This window comes from Armatimonadota bacterium (assembly GCA_016789105.1).
Lineage (GTDB): Bacteria > Armatimonadota > Fimbriimonadia > Fimbriimonadales > Fimbriimonadaceae > UphvI-Ar2.
The window spans coordinates 42,171-62,056 of sequence record JAEURN010000010.1; the positions used below are offsets into that span (position 1 = coordinate 42,171).

19 protein-coding genes are annotated in these 19,886 nt (G+C 58.4%); 14 read left to right on the forward strand and 5 right to left on the reverse strand.

Annotation, left to right across the window (positions count from 1 at the left end; genetic code table 11):
• Window positions 1–10: 10 nt before the first annotated feature.
• From JNM28_11900 to ispG, 4 genes are all read left to right on the forward strand, one after another.
• Entirely contained in the window at window positions 11–1,390 is a 1,380-nt protein-coding gene (locus JNM28_11900; GenBank protein MBL8069145.1) for a 2-oxo acid dehydrogenase subunit E2, read from the forward strand.
• Window positions 1,391–1,644: 254 nt separating this feature from the next.
• Complete coding sequence (locus tag JNM28_11905) at window positions 1,645–3,057, forward strand: cytochrome ubiquinol oxidase subunit I (protein MBL8069146.1); 1,413 nt, start codon at window positions 1,645–1,647, stop codon at window positions 3,055–3,057.
• Window positions 3,057–4,088, forward strand: a complete 1,032-nt coding sequence (gene cydB / locus JNM28_11910; protein MBL8069147.1) for a cytochrome d ubiquinol oxidase subunit II — start codon at window positions 3,057–3,059, stop codon at window positions 4,086–4,088. Before JNM28_11905 ends, cydB begins: the two co-directional genes overlap by 1 nt.
• Window positions 4,089–4,273: 185 nt before the next feature.
• Window positions 4,274–5,521, forward strand: coding sequence for a (E)-4-hydroxy-3-methylbut-2-enyl-diphosphate synthase (gene ispG, locus JNM28_11915; protein ID MBL8069148.1), 1,248 nt, complete (start codon window positions 4,274–4,276; stop codon window positions 5,519–5,521).
• 55 nt (window positions 5,522–5,576) lie between these two features.
• On the opposite strand, the gene JNM28_11920 is transcribed toward ispG, so the two are convergent.
• Entirely contained in the window at window positions 5,577–5,906 is a 330-nt protein-coding gene (locus JNM28_11920) for a hypothetical protein (protein MBL8069149.1), read from the reverse strand.
• A gap of 9 nt (window positions 5,907–5,915) precedes the next feature.
• A complete protein-coding gene (locus tag JNM28_11925) occupies window positions 5,916–6,710 on the reverse strand; it encodes a phytanoyl-CoA dioxygenase family protein (protein ID MBL8069150.1) in 795 nt (264 codons plus the stop codon).
• A 241-nt stretch (window positions 6,711–6,951) separates the two neighbouring features.
• On the opposite strand from JNM28_11925, the gene JNM28_11930 reads away from it, so the two are divergent.
• The 4 genes from JNM28_11930 to msrA all read left to right on the forward strand — a co-directional run bounded on the left by JNM28_11930 (window position 6,952) and on the right by msrA (window position 9,879).
• A complete protein-coding gene (locus tag JNM28_11930; protein ID MBL8069151.1) occupies window positions 6,952–7,734 on the forward strand; it encodes a 50S ribosomal protein L10 in 783 nt (260 codons plus the stop codon).
• Window positions 7,735–7,740: 6 nt separating this feature from the next.
• Complete coding sequence (rplL, locus tag JNM28_11935; GenBank protein MBL8069152.1) at window positions 7,741–8,127, forward strand: 50S ribosomal protein L7/L12; 387 nt, start codon at window positions 7,741–7,743, stop codon at window positions 8,125–8,127.
• A 144-nt stretch (window positions 8,128–8,271) separates the two neighbouring features.
• Window positions 8,272–9,192: a carbohydrate-binding family 9-like protein gene (locus JNM28_11940; GenBank protein ID MBL8069153.1), complete on the forward strand. Its 921-nt coding sequence runs from the start codon at window positions 8,272–8,274 to the stop codon at window positions 9,190–9,192.
• 45 nt (window positions 9,193–9,237) lie between these two features.
• A complete protein-coding gene (msrA, locus tag JNM28_11945) occupies window positions 9,238–9,879 on the forward strand; it encodes a peptide-methionine (S)-S-oxide reductase MsrA (GenBank protein ID MBL8069154.1) in 642 nt (213 codons plus the stop codon).
• Here msrA and JNM28_11950 read toward each other — a convergent pair.
• Window positions 9,876–11,564: an amidase gene (locus JNM28_11950; protein MBL8069155.1), complete on the reverse strand. Its 1,689-nt coding sequence runs from the start codon at window positions 11,562–11,564 to the stop codon at window positions 9,876–9,878. The genes msrA and JNM28_11950 overlap by 4 nt on opposite strands.
• Window positions 11,565–11,601: 37 nt before the next feature.
• A complete protein-coding gene (locus JNM28_11955; protein MBL8069156.1) occupies window positions 11,602–11,856 on the reverse strand; it encodes a zinc ribbon domain-containing protein in 255 nt (84 codons plus the stop codon).
• Window positions 11,857–11,932: 76 nt separating this feature from the next.
• Between JNM28_11955 and JNM28_11960 the strand changes: the two genes are divergently transcribed.
• The 5 genes from JNM28_11960 to JNM28_11980 all read left to right on the forward strand — a co-directional run bounded on the left by JNM28_11960 (window position 11,933) and on the right by JNM28_11980 (window position 17,138).
• Complete coding sequence (locus JNM28_11960; GenBank protein ID MBL8069157.1) at window positions 11,933–12,700, forward strand: TerC family protein; 768 nt, start codon at window positions 11,933–11,935, stop codon at window positions 12,698–12,700.
• 91 nt (window positions 12,701–12,791) lie between these two features.
• Complete coding sequence (locus tag JNM28_11965; protein MBL8069158.1) at window positions 12,792–13,730, forward strand: NHL repeat-containing protein; 939 nt, start codon at window positions 12,792–12,794, stop codon at window positions 13,728–13,730.
• Window positions 13,731–13,909: 179 nt separating this feature from the next.
• Window positions 13,910–14,857: an NHL repeat-containing protein gene (locus tag JNM28_11970; GenBank protein MBL8069159.1), complete on the forward strand. Its 948-nt coding sequence runs from the start codon at window positions 13,910–13,912 to the stop codon at window positions 14,855–14,857.
• A 120-nt stretch (window positions 14,858–14,977) separates the two neighbouring features.
• Window positions 14,978–16,564 carry an N-acetylmuramoyl-L-alanine amidase gene (locus tag JNM28_11975; protein MBL8069160.1) on the forward strand — a complete coding sequence of 529 codons (1,587 nt, stop codon included), beginning with the start codon at window positions 14,978–14,980 and terminating at the stop codon, window positions 16,562–16,564.
• Window positions 16,565–16,568: 4 nt separating this feature from the next.
• Window positions 16,569–17,138, forward strand: coding sequence for a GerMN domain-containing protein (locus JNM28_11980; GenBank protein ID MBL8069161.1), 570 nt, complete (start codon window positions 16,569–16,571; stop codon window positions 17,136–17,138).
• Here JNM28_11980 and JNM28_11985 read toward each other — a convergent pair.
• Complete coding sequence (locus JNM28_11985; protein MBL8069162.1) at window positions 17,135–17,710, reverse strand: phosphatase PAP2 family protein; 576 nt, start codon at window positions 17,708–17,710, stop codon at window positions 17,135–17,137. The two genes, JNM28_11980 and JNM28_11985, sit on opposite strands and share 4 nt — an antisense overlap.
• Before the next feature lie 68 nt (window positions 17,711–17,778).
• On the opposite strand from JNM28_11985, the gene JNM28_11990 reads away from it, so the two are divergent.
• On the forward strand, window positions 17,779–19,824 hold the full coding sequence (locus tag JNM28_11990; protein ID MBL8069163.1) for a hypothetical protein: 2,046 nt from the start codon (window positions 17,779–17,781) through the stop codon (window positions 19,822–19,824).
• The last annotated feature ends 62 nt before the right edge of the window (window positions 19,825–19,886 follow it).

Consider the following 19,886-nt stretch of genomic DNA (forward strand, 5'->3'; position numbering starts at 1 on the left):
AATCCAGCATATGGCCGTAGAGATTCTGATGCCCGAACTGGGCGAATCGGTGCACGAGGGCACGGTCAGCCGATGGCTGAAAAATGTCGGCGACTTCGTCAAAGAAGACGAGCCCGTCGTCGAGATCATGACCGACAAAGTCAACACCGAACTCGGTGCCCCGGCAAGCGGCTATCTGGTGAAAATCACGATCCCCGAAGGCGAACTCGTCGAAGTGTTTGCCGAAATGGGGGTTATCGAAGAAGACGAAGCGGTGGCCAAAGCCCAACTCGGCGGGAGCCCTGCCCCGGCAGATGCCACGCCGGCTCCTGAAACCCCGGCCGCAGAAGCGCCGGCCCCGTCTGAGCCCACCCCGGCAGCGATGACCGAAGAACCGGCCACCCCGGCCGTCGGCGGCGAGCGGCGGTTCTACACCCCGGTCGTCCGGGCCATGGCCAAGCAATACTCAATTTCTGAGGCGGAGTTGGAATCCGTTCCTGGCACCGGTCAAGGTGGCCGGGTAACCAAGTCCGACCTGGAGGCCTACATTGCCTCTCGCGATGGCGCATCCAAGCCGACCGCGACTCAAGCCGCGCCAGAAGCACCGGCCGCACCGGTCGCCAGACCTGCGGCACCGGCCCCGGTTGCAGAAGTCCCTGCGGCTCCGGCAGCCAAAACGCCGACGCCAGCCACGCCCGCACCTGCGGCGACCTCCGAGACCGAAGTCACCCAACTCGTTGGCATTCGCAAAGCGATTGCCGACCACATGGAACGGAGCTCTCTGATCCCGGTGGTGAGCACATTGATCGAGATCGATGTGACGCCTTTGGTGGAATACCGTGCCATCAACAAGGATGTGTTCCAGGCGAGCCATGGGGTCAAACTCACCTACACGCCGTTCTTCATCAAAGCCCTTGCCGAATGCCTCGGCCAGTTCCCCGCCCTCAACTCCAGCCTGCAAAACGGCTATGTGACATCGCACAAGAACGCCCATATCGGGATCGCCGTATCGTTGGGCCGGGATGGCGAAGGGGGTCTGATCGTTCCGCCAATCCGGGACTGCAACACCAAGTCGATCGTGCAAATCGCTCGTGACCTGGACGACATCGCCGGCCGGGCGCGCAACAACCAACTCCAAGTGTCCGAAGTGCAAGGGGCGACTTTCACGCTGACCAACCCGGGCAGTTACGGCGCGATCCTGGGGACTCCGATGATCTCGGCACCGCAAGCCGGCATTTTGGGTGTCTACGGCATCGTCCAGCGGCCCGTGATCATCAACGGGATGATCGCCGTGCGGTCCATGATGAACGCCGTGCTCACCTACGACCACCGACTGGTGGACGGTTTGCAGGCGGGACGGTTCCTCCAGGCCTTCAAAGGCAAGTTGGAATCGCTGGACTTCTTCAAGTAACCGGTCTGGAAAACGGTCAAGGGCCGCCACATTGTAATGTGGCGGCCCTTTTCTTTTTGTTGCACCTGACGCAAATTTTGTCAATCTTTACATTACTGTAATGTATTTATTAATCCCACTCTTTTAAGAGACCTAATGCCCAAAAAGTGTTAAAGTTACGCCGACTTGTTTGCAATTTGTGAATATGGCACCTTTGTTTGAGTAATCTCATTTTTGAGGCAGGACGAGCCTCTCCTGTCTCAAGAAGTAATTCAATGAGTGCAGACGTCCTTGCGAGAATCCAATTCGCCCTAACGGCGGGATTCCACTACATCTTCCCCCCGATGTCGATCGGGATGGGCGTCCTCCTGGTTTACATGGAGGGCATGTACCTCAAAACCAAAGACCCGCTGTATCACAAGATGACGCGGTTTTGGGTCTTGGTTTTCGCTTTGACCTTTGCCGTTGGCGTGGCCACCGGCATCCCGATGGAGTTCCAATTTGGGACGAACTGGGCCCGGTATTCCCGATACGTCGGCGACATCTTCGGCTCCGCCCTTGCCGCAGAGGGCGTTTTTGCCTTCTTCCTTGAATCTGGTTTCTTGGCGATCTTAGTGTTCGGCTGGAACAAAGTGAGCCCCAAAGTCCACTTTTTCAGCACCTGCATGGTCAGTTTGGGTTCGATGTTCAGTGCGATCTGGATCATCGTGGCCAACAGTTGGCAACAGACCCCGGCCGGGTTCCGATTGGAGCAGGGCCCGCATGGCGAAGTCGCCCGCATCACAGATTTTTGGTCGATGGTGTTCAACCCGAGCACAGTGGATCGCTTGACCCATACGGTGACCGGCGCTTGGCTAACGGGCGCGTTTTTCATGGCCTCGGTCAGCGCGTACTACTTGCTCAAAAGGCAGCACATCGAGTTTGCCCAGCGTTCCTTGAAAATCGCTCTCACGTGGTCGGCAGCGATCTGTCTATTGCAGATCTTCTTGGGCCACTCATCCACCCAGCACTTGGCCGTGAACCAGCCGGAGAAATTCGCAGCTATCGAAGGGCATTATGACTCCAGTCAGCCGGTGAACCTCACATTGGTTGGCGTCTATGACGATTCAACGAACAAGGTCAACGGCATCACCATCCCCAAACTGGGGAGTACGCTCTTGGATGGCAACCCAGAAGCCAAGGTCAAAGGGTTGGACGCCTTCCCTAAAGAAGAACTCCCTCCGGTTTCCCCGGTCTTCCAGAGCTTCCGGGTCATGGTGTTTGCCGGTGTGGCCATGCTTCTTATTAGTTGGACTGGCGCGTACTTCGCGTTCAAAGGGACTTTGAAGGATAAGCCCTGGCTGCTCAAGGTCATTGTTTGGGCGGTTGCCCTTCCCCACATCGGCAATATGTTGGGGTGGATGGTTGCCGAGCTCGGCCGCCAACCCTGGAGCGTCTACCGCCTGTTGCGGACCGACCAGAGCCACTCCAAAGTGGTGGATGCGGGGTCTATCTTGGCCTCGTTGACGATGTTCACCCTGATGTACATCATGCTCGGCTTCTTGTTCTTCTACCTGCTGGATAAGCGAATCAAAGCCGGGCCGGATGCCGAAGACAACAGCGCGCCCTTGGCGCCCGAACCCTTGGAAGCCCAAAAGCTCAGGCTGTTTGGTGCAAACACTGAATCCCTCTCGGAGGAAAAACCGTGATCAACTACCCGTTCGACCTGCCCACCGCTTGGTTCATCTTGATTGGCGTCCTCCTGACTGGATACGCGATCCTCGACGGCTTCGACCTTGGGGCCGGGATGCTCCACCTTTTCGCCAAAAAAGACCACGAGCGCCGGGTGATCCTCAACGCCATCGGCCCGGTTTGGGATGGCAACGAAGTCTGGCTGCTTGTTGGTGGCGGGGCTTTGTTTGCCGCCTTTCCGCCGGTCTATGCAACCGCATTTAGTGGCTTCTACCTGGCGTTCATGCTTGTCCTGATGGGGATCATCTTCCGCGCCGTAGCCATCGAATTCCGATCCAAAGAGGAATCGCCAAAATGGCGGGCATTCTGGGACAAAGCCTTTGCCGTGGCCAGTTTTGTGTTGCCGTTGCTGATGGGTGTGGCTTTGGGCAACTTGGTGATCGGGGTTCCGCTTGATGCCGAAGGTGAATATGCCGGCACGTTCTGGACATTGCTCAGCCACCCGTACCCGATCATCCTGGGTGTCACGACGATTGCCATGTTCATGTTGCACGGGGCGATCTATTTGTCGCTCAAGACATCCGGTGAATTCCGCGAGACCATCCGGGTCTGGGTACGGAATTCGATGATCTTCTACTTCGTCAGTTTTGCGCTGACGACGGTGGCGACGTTTGTGTTTGCTCCGCACATGGCGGCCAAGATCCAATCGATGCCCATCCTGTTCCTGTTGCCGCTGCTGAACATCCTGGCCCTGGCCAATGTTCCGCGGGAAATCCACCACGGGCGCGACTTCTTTGCGTTCCTGAGTTCTTGCTTCAGCATCGTGATGAACCTAGCCCTGTTTGGAATTGGGATGTTCCCGAACATGTTGCCGAGCAACCCGGCGCCCGAAAACAGCCTCACGGTCTTGAATTCGGCGAGTTCGCACACCAGCCTGACGATCATGATGACGATTGCGATCATTGGGGTTCCGTTTGTGTTGGCGTACACGGCGGGGATCTACTGGGTGTTCCGCGGCAAGGTGGACGAAAAGCACCTGCACTATTAAGTGTCCTCATGGGGGCTGGGGGCCGGGTTTCCCGGCCCCCATTTCTTTGATGAATCTGGCTTCGCCGGGCCATTCGCTTTCCCCCCCCGGCCCGGGGGCGGAGGAGGCCGACAGGCCGACGAGGGCGTGGCCTCGGGCCCGGGCCGGGGGGTCATCGCCAACCAACGTAAAATACATCAAAGCCCATGAATCTCGACGTCACTTACGAGCGCCGCAAAACCAAACCCTGCCGCGTGGGCAGCGTGACCATGGGCAACGGGCATCCCGTCGTCGTTCAGTCGATGATCACCGAAGAGACCCGCAACATCGAAGCCTGCGTGGAGCAGATCATCGCCCTCCACCAAGCCGGTTCCGAGATTGTGCGCGTCACCACCCCGACCCTCGGCGAAGCCAGCTGCCTGGAAGAAATCAAGGCCAAAGTCATCGAACGCCACGGCGACGTCCCCATGACCGCCGACGTCCACCACCAGGGCACCAAAATCGCTATCGAAGCCGCCAAGTACGTGGACGAGATCCGCATCAACCCAGGGCTGTTCGTGTTCAAACGCCACGGCCAGCGCGGCGACGATATGCGCGGCCGCACAGACGAAGACCTCACCACCGTCGAGGCCCTGAGATCCCAACTCGCCTACTCGCCCGAAGAAGTCGCCGAAGAAATCAAAGCCATCGAAGAAGATTTCGTCCCCGTGGTGGAAGCCTGCAAAAAGCACGGCCGAGCCATGCGCATCGGGGTCAACCACGGCTCGCTCAGCGAGCGCATCCTCATCACCTACGGCGACACGCCGCGCGGTCTGGTGGAAAGCGCGATCGAATACGTCCGTATCTGCGAGGCCCACGACTACTTCAACCTCAACATCAGCGCCAAAGCCAGCCGCGTACCCGTGATGATTGCCAGCAACCGCTTGATGGCCATGCGCCTGGATGAAGAGGGCATGAACTACCCTCTCCATCTCGGTGTCACTGAAGCCGGAGACGGCCAATATGCCCGCATCAAATCGACCGCCGGGATCGCCACCTTGCTCGCCGAAGGCATCGGCGACACCATCCGCGTCAGCCTGAGCGAAGATCCGGTCAACGAAATCCCCGCCTGCTACGAGATTTTGCAGGCTATGAACCTGCGCAAAACCCAGGTCGAATACATCGCCTGCCCCAGTTGCGGGCGCACCAAGTTCGATTTGCCTTCGGTGCTCAACAAAGTCCGCGACGCCACGCGCCACCTCAAGGGTTTGGATATCGCCGTCATGGGGTGCATCGTCAACGGCCCCGGCGAGATGGCCGATGCCGATTATGGCTATGTGGGCGCCGCCGGCGGCAAAATCACCCTGTACCGCAAACGCGAGGTCGTCAAAACCGGCATCCCCCAAGAGCAGGGGGTCTCGGAGTTGGTGGCCCTGCTCAAAGCCGATGGGGTGTGGAGTGAGCTAGAAGCATAACATCCATGTCATTGGCGGAGCCAGAGCAACGAGCTAGCCCTCCTAGCTACGATTGTCACCGCGGCCACTCGACCCGGACGGTTTCCCCCGCCTTGCACCGCAGAACCCCGTCGCGGATGCGGTCGATCTGCGCTTCGTACCCTTCTAGTGTTGCCGGGCTGATCTCCAGCACCACGATGCCGAACGTCCACCCTTCTGACCCCATGGGGAACCGATAGTCGCGGCTGGCGGTAAGGATCGCGTCGAACTTCATGTCCCGCGCCTCGCGCATGATGGTGGCCGGGCCTTTGTCTTCCAACCCCATACGGCGGGCGGTGAGCATGTTGAACCCGCTCAGGCGTTCGGCGAGTTCATCGGGGAGCGACCCATCCAGGAGCACTTTCACGGCGTGAATTTACTTGATCGCACCGGCAGAGTTGCGGGTGGCGTGGTGGTTCCAGCCGGACAAGACCAGGTTCTCGGCCGGGTGGATCACGCCATCTTCGACCCGGTCTTGGCCCGAATGCATTTGAACCAGCACGGTTTTGCGGGTATGCGGCGAGCGGTTGGGCATCGACCCGTGGATGGTGAAGTAATGGAAGAACACCACGTCACCGGGTTCGGCTTCCAAAGGCAGGGCCTTTTCAATCGGGTACTGCGCCAGGAGTTCGGATTCGGATTGGCCGCTGCTGCCATCCACCCTCCCCAGTTTGTGCGTGCCGGGGTAGACCCGCAGGCACCCCATTTCGTCGGTTGCCGCCGAAACATGGATGATGCCCGCCAGCATAGTGTCTTGGATGGTTGGGAAGTAAGTCCAGTCTTGGTGCATGGGGAACGGTGCGCCTTCTTCCCCAGGTTTTTGGAACAGCTTGCTGTGGTGCAGCACCACATCCGGCCCCAGCAGGTCGGTGGCAGCCTGGATAAATCGCTTTTGGTAGAACGCGCGCGCCCATACCGCCGAATACTGCTGGACGTTGTGGGTGTGCAGCACCACCATGTTCTGGCTGCCGAGTTTTTCCATTTCGGGCCCGGTCCATGTGGCGTTGATGTGTTCGCCCGAGGCGAGGATCTGGGCTACGATGCGGTCGAAGTCGGCTTCGAGCACTTGGACTTCATCGGGGCTAAAAATGCCTTTGGCAATGAAGTAGCCGTCTTCGGCGAACTGCCTTCCGGCGGGGGTGTCGAGGGTTTGGGCTCGGAAGGCATCCATTTGCAAAAGTTTTTACTGCTCCGGGTGCGGCTGGGTCAAGCCGGTGACCAGGATGGGCGGGCCATTGCCACTTGGCATGGAAGCCCTTGCGGTCCCAAGCAGGTTCAACCGAACCTGTGCCATAATTTTCTCGGCTCAAAAACCAGAGACAGCAGGCGCACCAATCGAGGTGCCATAAGACGCCAGCCCGCCGAGGAAGAACGAGACAACCACAACCAGTTTTCCGCCGCAAGGCAAAAGCATGGCCGGTTCCTGTCCCCTCAACCTCCAAGGACACGAGCCGGTTTTTTCCGTTTTGAAAAAAGCGGAAAAAGGTCAAAGCACGATGCAGACCGCCATGAAACCCCAAATCCAAGCTAAGGCAAACGTTGTCGACGACACGCAAGAGAAATACTCGCGTGCCGCCGGGGTGTTTTTCACCGGATACAGCGGCCTTAAGGTGAAGGAAATCCAGGCTCTCAGGAAAGAACTGAAAGCCAAAGGCGGCGAGCTCCACGTCATCAAGAACACCTTGTTCCGCAAGGCGGTTGGCGATGATGCCTCCAAGATCAGCGAAGAGATGACCAGCGGCGCCACCGCTTACGCATTCGTTTACGAAAACGAAAGCGACTGCGCCAAGGTGCTCTTTGATTTCGCCAAATCCAGCAAGAAATTGACGGTGAAAGGCGGGATTTTGGCGGGCAAGGAATTCAACAGCGATGCGGTTGAAAACCTCAGCAAGCTCCCTCCGCGGGAAGTGTTGATCGCCCAAGTGATTGGCGCGGTCGCCGCCCCGCTTTCCAACCTCGTCGGTGTCATCGAAGCCCTTTACGCGGATCCGATCCGTGTGATTGGCGCCGTGGCCGACAAGGTCGCCGAAGGATCGCCGATCGAAGCCAAAGCCCCCGAGGCTCCGGCTGCCGATGAGGCCCCTGCCGAAGCAACTAGCGAATCCACCGAAACCGCTCCCGAAGCAACCGCCGAAGAAGCCCCGACCGCAGAGGAAACCCCTGCCGCAGAAGAACCTGCACCCGAAACGGAGTAACCCAAAATGGCCAGCACTGTTGAAAAATTGGTTGAAGACATCAGCAAAATGACCGCCCTTGAACTCAGCGAGCTCAAGACGGCCCTCGAAGACAAATTCGGCGTCACCGCCGCGGCTCCCATGATGGGCATGCCGATGATGATGGGTGGCGGTGCCGCCCCCGCCGCCGAAGTCGAAGAAAAGACCGAGTTCGACGTCGTCCTGACCGAAGCCGGCGGCAACAAGCTCGCCGTCATCAAGGTTGTGAAGGAAACCCTGAACCTTGGCCTCAAAGAAGCCAAGGATCTGGTGGACACCGCCCCGCAAAAGGTCAAAGAAGGCATCGGCAAGGCCGAAGCCGACGAGCTCAAGAAGAAGCTCGAAGAAGCCGGCGCGAAAGTCGAGCTCAAGTAAGGCGTCCCGCAGTTATTGCGGATCGCTTGCCGCCCCCGGGGGATTCCTTCCGGGGGCTATTTTTGTTCATCCGGGCACCCCTCAACCCTCCCAGGCTTTAGAGAGGATGACCGTCGCCATTAGGTAGCCTCCACCAATCAGCCCATGCAGCATCCAAGAGCCTATGCCTGCGCCAGAACCGCGACTCCGCCACCGCTTGGCAACCTTGCCGACCCGGCCTGGGAGGCCGCCCCGTGGATCGATTCGTGGATCGGAATCATGGGCGGGGAGACGAACGCCAAGGCGATCCGCGCCCGCTTGCTGTGGGATGACACCGGCCTCTATCTGGGAGTTCAAATGCAGGAAGACGACCTGTGGGCATCCGTCACCGAACACGATGGCGATGTCTGGCAGGATCCGTGCTTTGAGCTGTTCCTTGACCCCGACGGGGACGGCCACAACTATTTGGAATGGGAGGTGAACGTGATCGGCACGGTCTTGGATTTATCCATGGACCGTCCCTACGTCACCGGCGGGACGCGGGACGACAGCTTGGAAGTTGCCGGGTTGGCCATGGAAATCATGACCGACGGGCCGGTGAACGACCCCTCAACCAGGGCGGGATTTTGGCAGGTCGGGGCGGCCATCCCTTGGCGGGCCCTGAATCAGATCGGCCACCCTGGCTCTCCGCCGGAATGCGGCGAAACGTGGCGGTTCCAACTGATGAAGATGGAGTACCCGGCCGAAGTCGCTGACGGCAAATACCGCAAATCACAAACGGAAGCGGAAAAGTATTGGTGTTTTGCCCCCACATTGGTGATGGACATCCACCGGCCTTGGTTTTGGGGATACCTGCACTTTGCGGAATCGGCCAGTGCCCAGCCCCCAGTGGACCCGGATTGGGACACCAAGTTTGCACTTTGCCGGGCAATGGGTTTGGATTCCCGCTCGCGAGCCGAAGGCCCACTTGCCTGCGGCAAAGCCCAGCTCGTTCCCGGAATGGACCTTACAACACAGACCGATGGCTATGCCTTGGCGTACAAGGGATGGCGGCTGGATTCCCAGGGCCGGATGGGCCGCATCTAGGCAACTGAAACATTTCGAACCGCTCACGCATTGAAAGCAATACTAATGAAACTCATCGCCGCCCTCATCTCCGGAGCTGCTGCCGCTTCCCTGGCCGCGTTGGCCTACACCGGTTCCCTGCCGCAAGACCACGGCAGCGACCGGCCATCGCCCACCATCAAACTCGCCCCGACGCAATTCCAAGCCAGACCTGGGGTCAAAGTTGAACGCGCCATCTTTGCGGGCGGCTGCTTTTGGGGGCTGGAAAAGCACTTCCGCGAAACCCCCGGCGTGACGGCAACCGCCGTCGGGTTCATTGGGGGCAAAACCAAAAATCCGACATACAAGGAGGTTTGTTACAACGACACCGGCCATGCCGAAGCGGTGCTATTGGAATTCGACCCGGCGAAGATTTCGTACAAGCAGTTGGTGGAGCGGTTTTGGCAGATCCACAACCCGTGCACGTTGAACAGCCAAGGGCCGGATTTCGGCGACCAGTACCGGAGTGGGATTTACCCCCTCAACGACTCCCAAAAAGCGGTCGCCGAGCAATCCAAGCGGGATTCCGCGCCCCTTTTCAAGCGCCCGATCGTCACCGAGATCGTGACCGGCCAGACCTTTTACATGGCCGAGGATTATCACCAGCAATACTCGGAAAAAACCGGCCGGGCGTGCGCCATCGACCGATCAGATCACGTGGGTGGCTAGGCCCAAATCGACATATCTGGTCGGAGTTTGTGGAAACCGAGCTTGTTTTGCAGAGCCTGGGCCGCCGCCAGCATCTTCCCTTCTTCAAACGGCTTGGAAACCAGTGAAAAGCTCCTCGCCCTGCCCCTGGCATCCACGCCGGCCGGGATCAGGGTCTGAGGTATCCCGGTGGCGTTGAGCCCGATCAACCGAGGGTAGAGCCGGTCGTCGGCAATGACGATCTCAAATGGTGACAACACTTCCAAATAGATGTCGCGCAAGATCGGCCGGAACCGGTCAGCTTGGATGTACTCCACGGCCGGGATCAATCGCCCAGATCGGAAGGTTTCGGGCCAGCTGGAATAGCTTTCGAGATCCTGGATGTCGGCGCTCCGGGTGAATTCCTCGAATGCCGCCGAACACTCGGCAAACAGAATAGCGTTGATTGCCTCGGGATATTCGGGCATGTAGAACGGTGTGGGATCCACGCCGGCCTCCCGCAAAACCTTGAGCCAAGGGCGGTTTGCGTCGTCAAGTGGCTTTTCCAAGTCTTCCTCGCGAAAAACCATGTAGCCCCATTTGAACTCGTCGAGCTTGGAGGTTTGCCGGTAGATAAAGTCCCGTTCGATGTTTGATGGATCTGTCCCCATATTTCGGCAGAGTGCGGCAAAGACCGTCGCGCAGTCTTCCGCCGTGCGGCAGATGGGGCCGACTTTGTCGAGGCTCCAACAGAGGGCCATGGCCCCCGCGCGGCTGATCGACCCAAATGAGGGCCGTAACCCGGTGACCCGGCAATTGTGGCTTGGCGAGACGATAGATCCGTTGGTTTCGGTCCCAATGGCAAAGGCCACCAATCCCGCCGCGACGGCACTTCCCGAACCGGCGGAGCTCCCGCTGCTTCCGATGTTTTTGTCCCACGGGCTTTCTGTCCGCCCTTCAAACCACACGTCGCCCATGGCCAAGGCACCCAGGCTGAGTTTTGCCACCAGCACGGCACCCGCCTGATCGAGGAGTTTGACAACGTCGGAGTCCTCCGTAGCCACGTGGTCACGCCTTGTGCGAATGCCCCATGTGCTCGGAGTGCCTTGGGCATCAAACAGATCCTTGACTCCAAACGGAATGCCGGCAAGCGGCCCCAAAATCCGCCCTTCGGCGATCAGCTTGTCGATTTCGGCGGCTTTTGCCAGCGCCCGCTCTTCGGTGAGGGTAACGACGCATTTGAGTTTGGGGCCATATGTTTTGAGCCGGGCCAAATAGAGCTTGGTCAGGTCAGTGGATGTCACCTGTTTGGATCGGATTAGCGCCGTTAAGTCGCCAATTTCCATGAATGCAACGTCTTCGTCTTTCTGTGGCCGTTTGACGGTGCGGGGCGCTGCGTAGATTGTTGTTTGCGGGGGTCTCATACCAGCCGGTGGGCCACCAAAAATCCGGTATGCCATTCCCATAAATCCAGCATCCGATGTGGCCTCCCGAAGCGGGGGCCACCACTCCCCAAACGAGTTCACCGAATCGACCATCTCTTTGACTTCGTCGTCGTTGAAGCTGAGGTTGGCCAATTTGAGGGCGGTTTTGATCTGCTCCTCGGTAGCTTTGCCTGAAGCAGCCTGACTTTGAACCGAATCTCCCAGCGCAGGAAATGGCACGGCCATGCCGGCCAAACCGACTCCGGCAAGCTTTAAGAACTCAGAACGTGAAAACTCGGGCATCGTCTTTCGACGCTACCCGAACGGCCAGAGTTTTTCCTTACATTTCGGAAGGCGTGCAGCTTGGGCAGGCACCCGATCCATCGCATCCTGATTCTGATTTTGCTTGGGGGACGGAGGACGCAGAATCATTGACATAGAACCCTGACCCTTTAAACGCCACGCCAACCGGCTGGATGACGCGCTTGAGGTTCCCTTTCCCACATTGGCAATCGGTCAGCGGCTCATCGGCCATGCGTTGTTCGATTTCAAATGTCCCTTGGCAGGTGTCGCATTCGTAAACGTAGGTCGGCATAGTCCTGTTAGCCCCTGTTTGGGGGCCCTTCGAGCGTAGATTGTGGCAGAATCGGCCCCGAGTCCCAACCCTCAAGATGCCATTTGCCCCGCAGATTTTTGAATATGGCGACATTGCCGTCATCGGAATGTTGATCCTGTTGGAAGGCCTGTTGAGTGCTGATAACGCTCTGGTCTTGGCGATCATGGTGCGGCACTTGCCGGCCGAGCAACGGGGCAAAGCCCTCACCTACGGGCTTGGGGGCGCGTTTGTCTTTCGGGCGGTCGCCATTGGGCTCGCCACTCTCATCATGAAGCTGTGGTGGCTCCAGGCCATTGGGGCTGGTTACCTGATTTGGATGACGGTCAAACACTTTGTCTCCAACCGCGGCCACCAGCAAGAAGTCGAAGCAGGCCACCGGGCCGACAAGGCCGGCTTTTGGCAGACTGTTCTGATGGTCGAGGTTGCCGACATCGCCTTTGCCGTGGACAGCGTTCTTGCCGGGGTGGCCCTGGCCAAAGCCAGCACCAAGCACGCGTTTGAATCCAAGCTATGGGTCGTCTATTCCGGCGCGGTCATCGGGATCGTCTTGCTACGATTTGCCGCGAAGGCATTCTTGAAATTGCTCGACCGGTTCCCTGCCCTCGAGCACCTGGCTTATGCCTTGGTCGGTTGGGCGGGGGTGAAGCTTTTGGTGATGTCTGGGCACCACTTCACAGTAGATGCAAAACCGGGGTTCACGATTCCAGAGATGGAGCCCGCCGTGTTCTGGGCCGTGTTGGCCCTCATATTGGCCGTCGGGACCGCTTATGCGATAAGGCATGCGAACCCTCAACCAGACGGTATCCCAGACGATATCGCATAAGATATTTTTTAAATATTTCCACTTATAATAACAATGGCAAGACTTCTCTTTTTTGGCGATTTGCCGCATTTGTCTCAAAATTGGTGTATAAGTGCGGTTCGAAATGCAAAGGATTCTCGCGTTCACAGCTGCATGCGTTCTTTTCTTGTGCCTCATCGCCTGTGGCGGTGCGGGTAGCACTGTTGGAACAAACGTCAGCTACGTTGTTCTTGATAACAACCGTTTGGCCAAGTTCGATGGCTTCCCAGGGACAAATTGGTCGACTTTTGGCACGGTCGGTTCTGGGGCGAACCAGTTCCAGGTTCCCCGCGACATTGCCCGCGACTCACTTGGCCGGTATTACATTATCGACCAAAACAACAGTCGCATCGTTCGGATAGATGACCTCAACGGCACCAACTGGAATTCGCTTGGAACACTGGGAAGCGGCGTGAACCAATTCAACGGACTGGGCGGAATTGCCATCGATTCCCTCGACCGAATTTACGTCGCGGATGCGCAAAACAACCGGATCGTTCGGATGAACGATATTTCTGGTTCGGGTTGGACGACGTTTGGCACCCTTGGCTCTGGCGTCAATCAGTTTGACAAGCCGAATTACGTGACGATTGACGGCACGGGCAAGATCTTGATTAGCGACCGGGTGAATGGGCGAATCGTGAGGATCAACGACATGTCGGGAACCGGGTGGGTTTCGTTTGGCACATTTGGAAGCGCGATCAACCAATTCTTCAGTGCGCAACAAATCCGGGTCGATAGCGTGGGCCGTATTTATGTTGCCGACTATGCCAACGCAAGGGTCGTCAGGATCGACGACATGACCGGTGCGGGTTGGACAACTTACACGGCAGGCGTATCGCCAGGCGGGTTGCGCCTGGATGCCTTGGATCGCATCTATATCGTCAACTTGGGAACCGACTCTGTTTGCCGCATCGACAACATGTCCGGGGCAAACCGGGTTGATTTTGGGGCAACGGGAACCGGCTCTGGCCAGTTCGTATCCCCGACTAGCATCTTCATCACAAATTAACTGTTCAACTTGCGGCGCGGTGATCGGATCGCGCCGCAAGATCTTTTTGACAAAGGGCCACCGGTTTGGATTCTGTTTTTGTTGATTCCACATTGCTGTAACCCTTCGCTTGTCGGTCCAGCAATTCATGGCAGGTGACTCTACTTGTATTTCTATCAGGACTCAGTTACTATGGAGGCATGGCAAAAACGCCTCGTCTCGTCCTGTTATCCGTCCTGTTGACGGTGTTCTTTGCAACCCTGATCGCCTGCGGCGGCGCGGGCGGTTCGCTCGCCGGCATCACCGGCTATGTTTTTATTGATTACAGCAACCACCGACTTTCAACGACAAGCGATTTGAACGGAACGGGTTGGACGGCCTATGGGACGAATGGGAGCGGCGTCGGCCAGTTTTCGAATCCTTACGACTTGGTTCGCGACTCTCAAGGCCGGTATTACACGGCTGATTCGGGCAACGACCGCATTGTTCGGATGGACGACCCCAGCGGCGCCGGTTGGACGACTTTTGGAACCTCAGGCAATGGTGTGGGCCAGTTCTCGCGGCCCCGCGGTCTGTTCATCGATTCTCAAGATCGGATCTATATCAGTGACGCTTCCAACGGCCGAATCGTGCGGATCAACGACTTTACCGGTGCGGGCTGGGTTTCCTTTGGTTCTGCCGGGTCGGGAGTCAACCAGTTTTCCAATGCCCGGGGGATCCACGTGGACAACGACGGCACGATTTTTGTGGCTGACTGGTCGAACCATCGGATCGTCCGGATCGACAACATGACGGGGGCCAACTGGACGACGTTTGGATCCGTGGGAACGGGCGTCAACCAAATGCAGTTCCCCTCGGGCATCACCCGTGGATTGGACAACCGGCTGTATTTCTGCGATTACAGCAACAACCGCATCGTGCGCATGGACGACATCACCGGGTCTGGTTGGACTACGTACAGCTTCAACTTGGTCAATCCGTTCAAAATCCGGTTCGACAATTTGGGCCGGATCTACATCTGCGGGTGTGGCGACAGCCGGATCACGAGGATCGACGACATGTCCGGGGCCAACGCCATCACTTATGGATCACTCGGCACGGGCGTGAACGGGTTCAACTGCCCGGTTGACGTTGTGATCACGTACTGATAACCTCCGAAACTTGCCAAAAAAACCGATGGGTTCCCTATGGATCCATCGGTTTTTGCGGTTTTTGGGACTGAACCTCAACCGTTCTTAAGGCGTTTACCTGTTATAATGCCTGGCAGTATGAAGCGATGGATCGCCTGTTTAGCGCCATGGATGGTGCTGGCGGGGGCGGCCTTCGGGGCCAAACTCGACCCCGTCAACGTCCAGTTCAGTTACCACCAGCCTTCGACGACCGATGCATATCGGGTCGGGGATCAGTGCTATATCACGCCAAAACTGGCCCGGAGCTGGGACTGGAACATCTCCTTGGTCGGCAACGAAATGCAAGTGGCCACCGAAGGGCGGCTTTTCCGAGTGCCCATTTACAAAGATGGCGGCCAAACACTTTTGAGCCTGACTGATTCGGCTCGCTACCTGGGCGCATCAACCGATTGGGACGGCGGCACTTACCGTGTGCTCGGCCGCATTCGCAACATCGAATTAACACCCGAAGGCTTGGTTGTGGATTCGACGATCAAGGTCAAACCCAACTTGTTCCGATTGAGCGCTCCGGATCGCTTGGTGATCGACTTTGCCGGCGGCAAACTGGACATCGGGACCGGGGTTCAAATGCCCTCTTGGTGGCGGATCGGGCAATACGACGGGCAAACCGCCCGGATTGTTTTGGAGCACCCGGCGGCCATCGCCATCCCCACAGACCGGATTGCCGAAACCAGGCGGTTCCGGCTTGAATTGCCCAAGGCCGCCTACCAAAACCCATCGGATATCACCGAGCCGATCCAGCCGGTGAAGAAGGTGCAACCAGAGTCAGCCGCGCCGACAATCACGCTTTCAGCACCAGCGATTTTGCAAGACGCGAACGGGGGCACCAGCCTTACCATCAGCGCCGACCAATCGCTGAGCCAACCCCCGTCAGTCCAATACTTGACCCCCACCCAGTTGCAGCTTGTGATGCCCAACGCACGGTTTGCCCAAGCCTATTCCAAGCAGTTCGACGATGAGCGGTGGGTGACGGCAGTTTCGACCCTCGGCGACGGCCAAGCGGCGCTGCTGATCCAAACAAAAAGGGCCATGGCCTTTTCGGTCAGCACCAGCGGCTCAAAAATCATCGTGAGGCTCTCAGTCCCGCCGAGTTCCGGTCGGCTGGCCGGCAAAGTCGTTGTTATCGACGCCGGTCATGGAGGGAAAGACACGGGGGCCACGTTCGGTTCAGTCCGCGAAAAGGACCTCACCTTGAAGATCGCTCAAGCCCTGAGGGATGACCTGGTTGCCGCGGGGGCGAGCGTGATCATGACGCGGGACAGCGACGTCTATCCTTCCCTTGGCGACCGTGCCCAGTTGGCCAACCGCAGCAATGCTGCCGTCTTCATCAGCATCCACATCAACTCCATCAACAAAGATGACAGCCGGTCGGGGAGCATCACGTTTTTCCACAACCAAGACCCGATGGACCGCTTGCTGGCCGAATGCCTGCAATCAGAGATCGCCAAGGTCAACCGGATCCCCGATCTAGGGACATGGTCGGACACCCGCATCTACCAAAGCGGATTTAAAGTCTTAAGGGATAGCAATGTGCCTTCTGTTCTGGTCGAAATGGGGTTCATCAACCACAAAAACGATCGGGCCCAGATGACAAGTCCAGACTTTGCTGACCGGGTGGCCGCTGCGATGGTGAAAGGGATCCAAGTCTTTTTGGGGGAAAAGTAAGAACATGGCACGACGCCTGAACCGAAACGGCCTCGCCGTCACCATTATTGCCCTGAGTGCCATCACCCTTGCCGGGTTAGGCATCTATGCTGGCTCGACCAAGCCGGCACCGCATGCCGAAAAGACAGCCGCTTCCGCAACTAAACCAAAACCAACGGTGGAAGTGGAGGTTAAGCCCGACGACGAGCGCGACCAGGTGACGACCCTCACCCCCAAATATGTGGGGGATGATCTGAAGTTCGATAAGCAAAGCTCCACCCCTCCCGCCGGGGTCGACCCCAAGATGTGGGCTGTCAACCAATATTTGGGTACGTTGCAAGCGGTACCCAAAGAAGCCAAACTCCTCAGTTGCAAAGTGGAAAACCTAACGGCGACATTGGACTTCAACCAAGCCATCATGGCTGGCTACGGGACGACCGACGAAGGCGCGCTTGTGAACGGGATTTTGACCGTTATGGGTCAGTTCAAAGACATCCAGGCGGTGAAGTTCACGGTTGAGGGTCAGCCGATCGAATCGTTTGGGAACATCGACCTGAGCGAGGCCCAGCCCGTTCTGAAAATGCCGAATCACTAGACCCCGCCCGATTCGGGCAGATCGTCTGCGGGCTCCCCTTGGCGGGGGGCCCATTTCCTTTTGATGGCCTCCCAAATAGCGGTGGCAGAACCCGCCACAGCGGCGCCAACCGCCCACCCCAACAAGACCTGATAAGGATAGTGGACCCCGACGTAGACCCTGGATATCCCGGTGAGGATGGCTACTGCCAACCAAAAATATCCGGTTCCCCGGCTGTAGTAAAGGAAGGCTGTTGCCACGGCCGCCATGTTGGCGCTGTGGGCCGAGGCCGTACCGTAGCTGGTGAGACGGGCTACCCTTACAATGGCGTCGCCGACCTCGACACTTGGCCGCGGCATTTGGAAGACGTTCTTCAACACATCGCAGAGTTCGTTGGCCAGCGGCCAGGCCACCAGGGCGACGATGGCCGGCGTCCGGAGCTTGGGCTTCCAAAGGCAATAGGCCAAAAACGCCAGCAATGCAATCCGAACCGGCCACCACTTGTTCCCCTCGCTGAGAGAATAGAACAAGGGGTTGAGGGCGTCAGGCCAGCCGTTGACCCATCGGAACAGCACAAGGTCGAACGGGCGCACTCCAAGATTCTACTTGGCCGGGCTGTAACCCTGCGGGCGGCCGGACGATAGAATAGAGACCCCTTAAGATGAACGACCGCGTTACCGATTCCATCCTCGCCGCCATAGCGGGCGTCGCCTTAGGCAGCCCATTTGTCGGCCGGTCCGGGTTCACCCGTTTGACTGGCTATTCACCAATCCCCCACCGGATGACTCCGGATACGGCATTCGATGCGTGGCTCCTTTGGTCTGCCCATCGAACGGAAGTGCGGCCCGCCGACATGTTGGGTCAAGTGTTTTTGGATGGGATCGACGACAATTCCGGTGAGACGGCTTACGGACTGATGAATTTACGGCGGGGGTTCGGCCCCCCCATTTCCGGATCGTTCCAGAATCCTTTGGCTGGGGGGTCGCGGGGGATGTTGCGTGCAGTCGTTTGGGGATGGCTCTGGCATGGCGACCCGATCCAGGCGGCGCGCCATGCCTATCTCGATGCCTCGATCGACCATTCTGGCGATGGGGCCTGGATACCGGCCGCCCTGGCATTTGCGGTCTCATCCCAACATGCCGGATGCGGGTGGCAGCCGTTTTGGGATTCATTTGTTTCGGCCCTTCCCGATGCAAGCCAACTGCATCGGCTAGCTCCTTCGCTCTTGGAAAATCTGGGCCACCCAGAGGCGATCCAGTTCCTGTCAACCCAGTTTTCGGCGAAGTTCCCCGGATTAGACCGGGACTCGGCCTGCGCCACGGCCCTGTTTGCTCTGGCCGGGCTGCGGCACGGAGGATCAGCCGAATCAGCGATGCTCCTTGCGGGCGGGTGTGGAGGGGCGGGTGGGACATCTGCCGGCCTTGCCGCGGCTGTCGGTTCCTGGATTTTTGCGCCGTTGCCGGTCGAATACATCCAAGTCTTCGATGGCCTCTACGTTTCCACCCATGCCTTGCGGGGGGTCGAGCCCCCTCAATCGATCTCCGAATTCGCCGAAATGGTCGCCGCTGCATGCCCGGAGATCATGATTCCCACCGAATCCGCCCCTATTGCCGAATTGGAAGCGACGACAACGGAGACCGAAGCCGGCACGGCCGGTGAGCCAATCCAAAGTGCGGGGGAATCCGGCGAAGGGCCGGTGGATACCCCGGTGGAGATTCCCGCCGATCTGGAACCGGCTGATCCGGCCGAGACGGTTGCCGAAACAGCCGATCACATCCAAGAGTCTGCCGAATCCACGAGTCCAGAATCACAAACCGAGTCGGCTCAACCTGACGTGCCTGGGGAGGCAAAAACTGAAGACCAGGCGTCGCAAGCCGTTCGGCTAATCCTTGAAAAGGAACCCAATTGGTTTGCCACCGATGCCGGTTCGATCCGGGTAGCAACGACCTATTTCTCGCCGCCCGTGGCGGCCCCACCCAACCGTGAGCTCCTCATCAGCATCAAAAACACCGGGGATGTCGAGCGCAACCTGGAATTGGCCCTTTCTGGCCCCGACGGGTGGAAAATTGCCACGGCTCTGAAGCCGGCGAAACTGCCCCCCGGCTCATCGGCGGGATTTCCGGCGGTTGTCCAGCCCCTCCCAAGCACGGACCCCAACCTCCGGCTACTCATCGACAACCTGTGTGTTTTGATTCCGTTGGCGGCTCCTCAATGCTATTGGGCCTTGGGCCCATTTGAAAACATCGAGGGTGCGGCCTATTCCCAAGAGTTTCCACCCGAGAAAACGGCGAACCGCCAACAAGTTTGGGATCAACCGTTTAGCGGTCGCAGCAGCCTCGGCATCCGCTGGCAAATCTACGAGGGCGGGGGGACGGAATTCGACATCGAGCCCTTGTTTGCCGACGGCCCAGGCGTCGCCTACCTTTCTGGCGTGTTGACATGGCCGCTTGGGGGTTTGATTACCGTCCATGCCCAGTTTGCCGGCGGGCTGAAGCTTTGGGTGGATAACACGCAGATCCTCAGTTACAACGATGCCGAGCGGCGACACCATAGCCACCCGCAATATGCCGGACAGTTCACGACGGCCGGGGAAAGCCGGATTTTGGTCAAGCTCGTCCGCGGTCGCCACCCCGTGGAGCCCCTGAACTTGACTTTCTACGACGAATCCGGGCGCATCGTGTTGCCGCATACGGACGCCAGCCCCTGATGGGCCGTTGGATTGCCCGGCGGCTTTGGTTCGCAATCCTTTGGGCCGTTCGACGCCCAAGC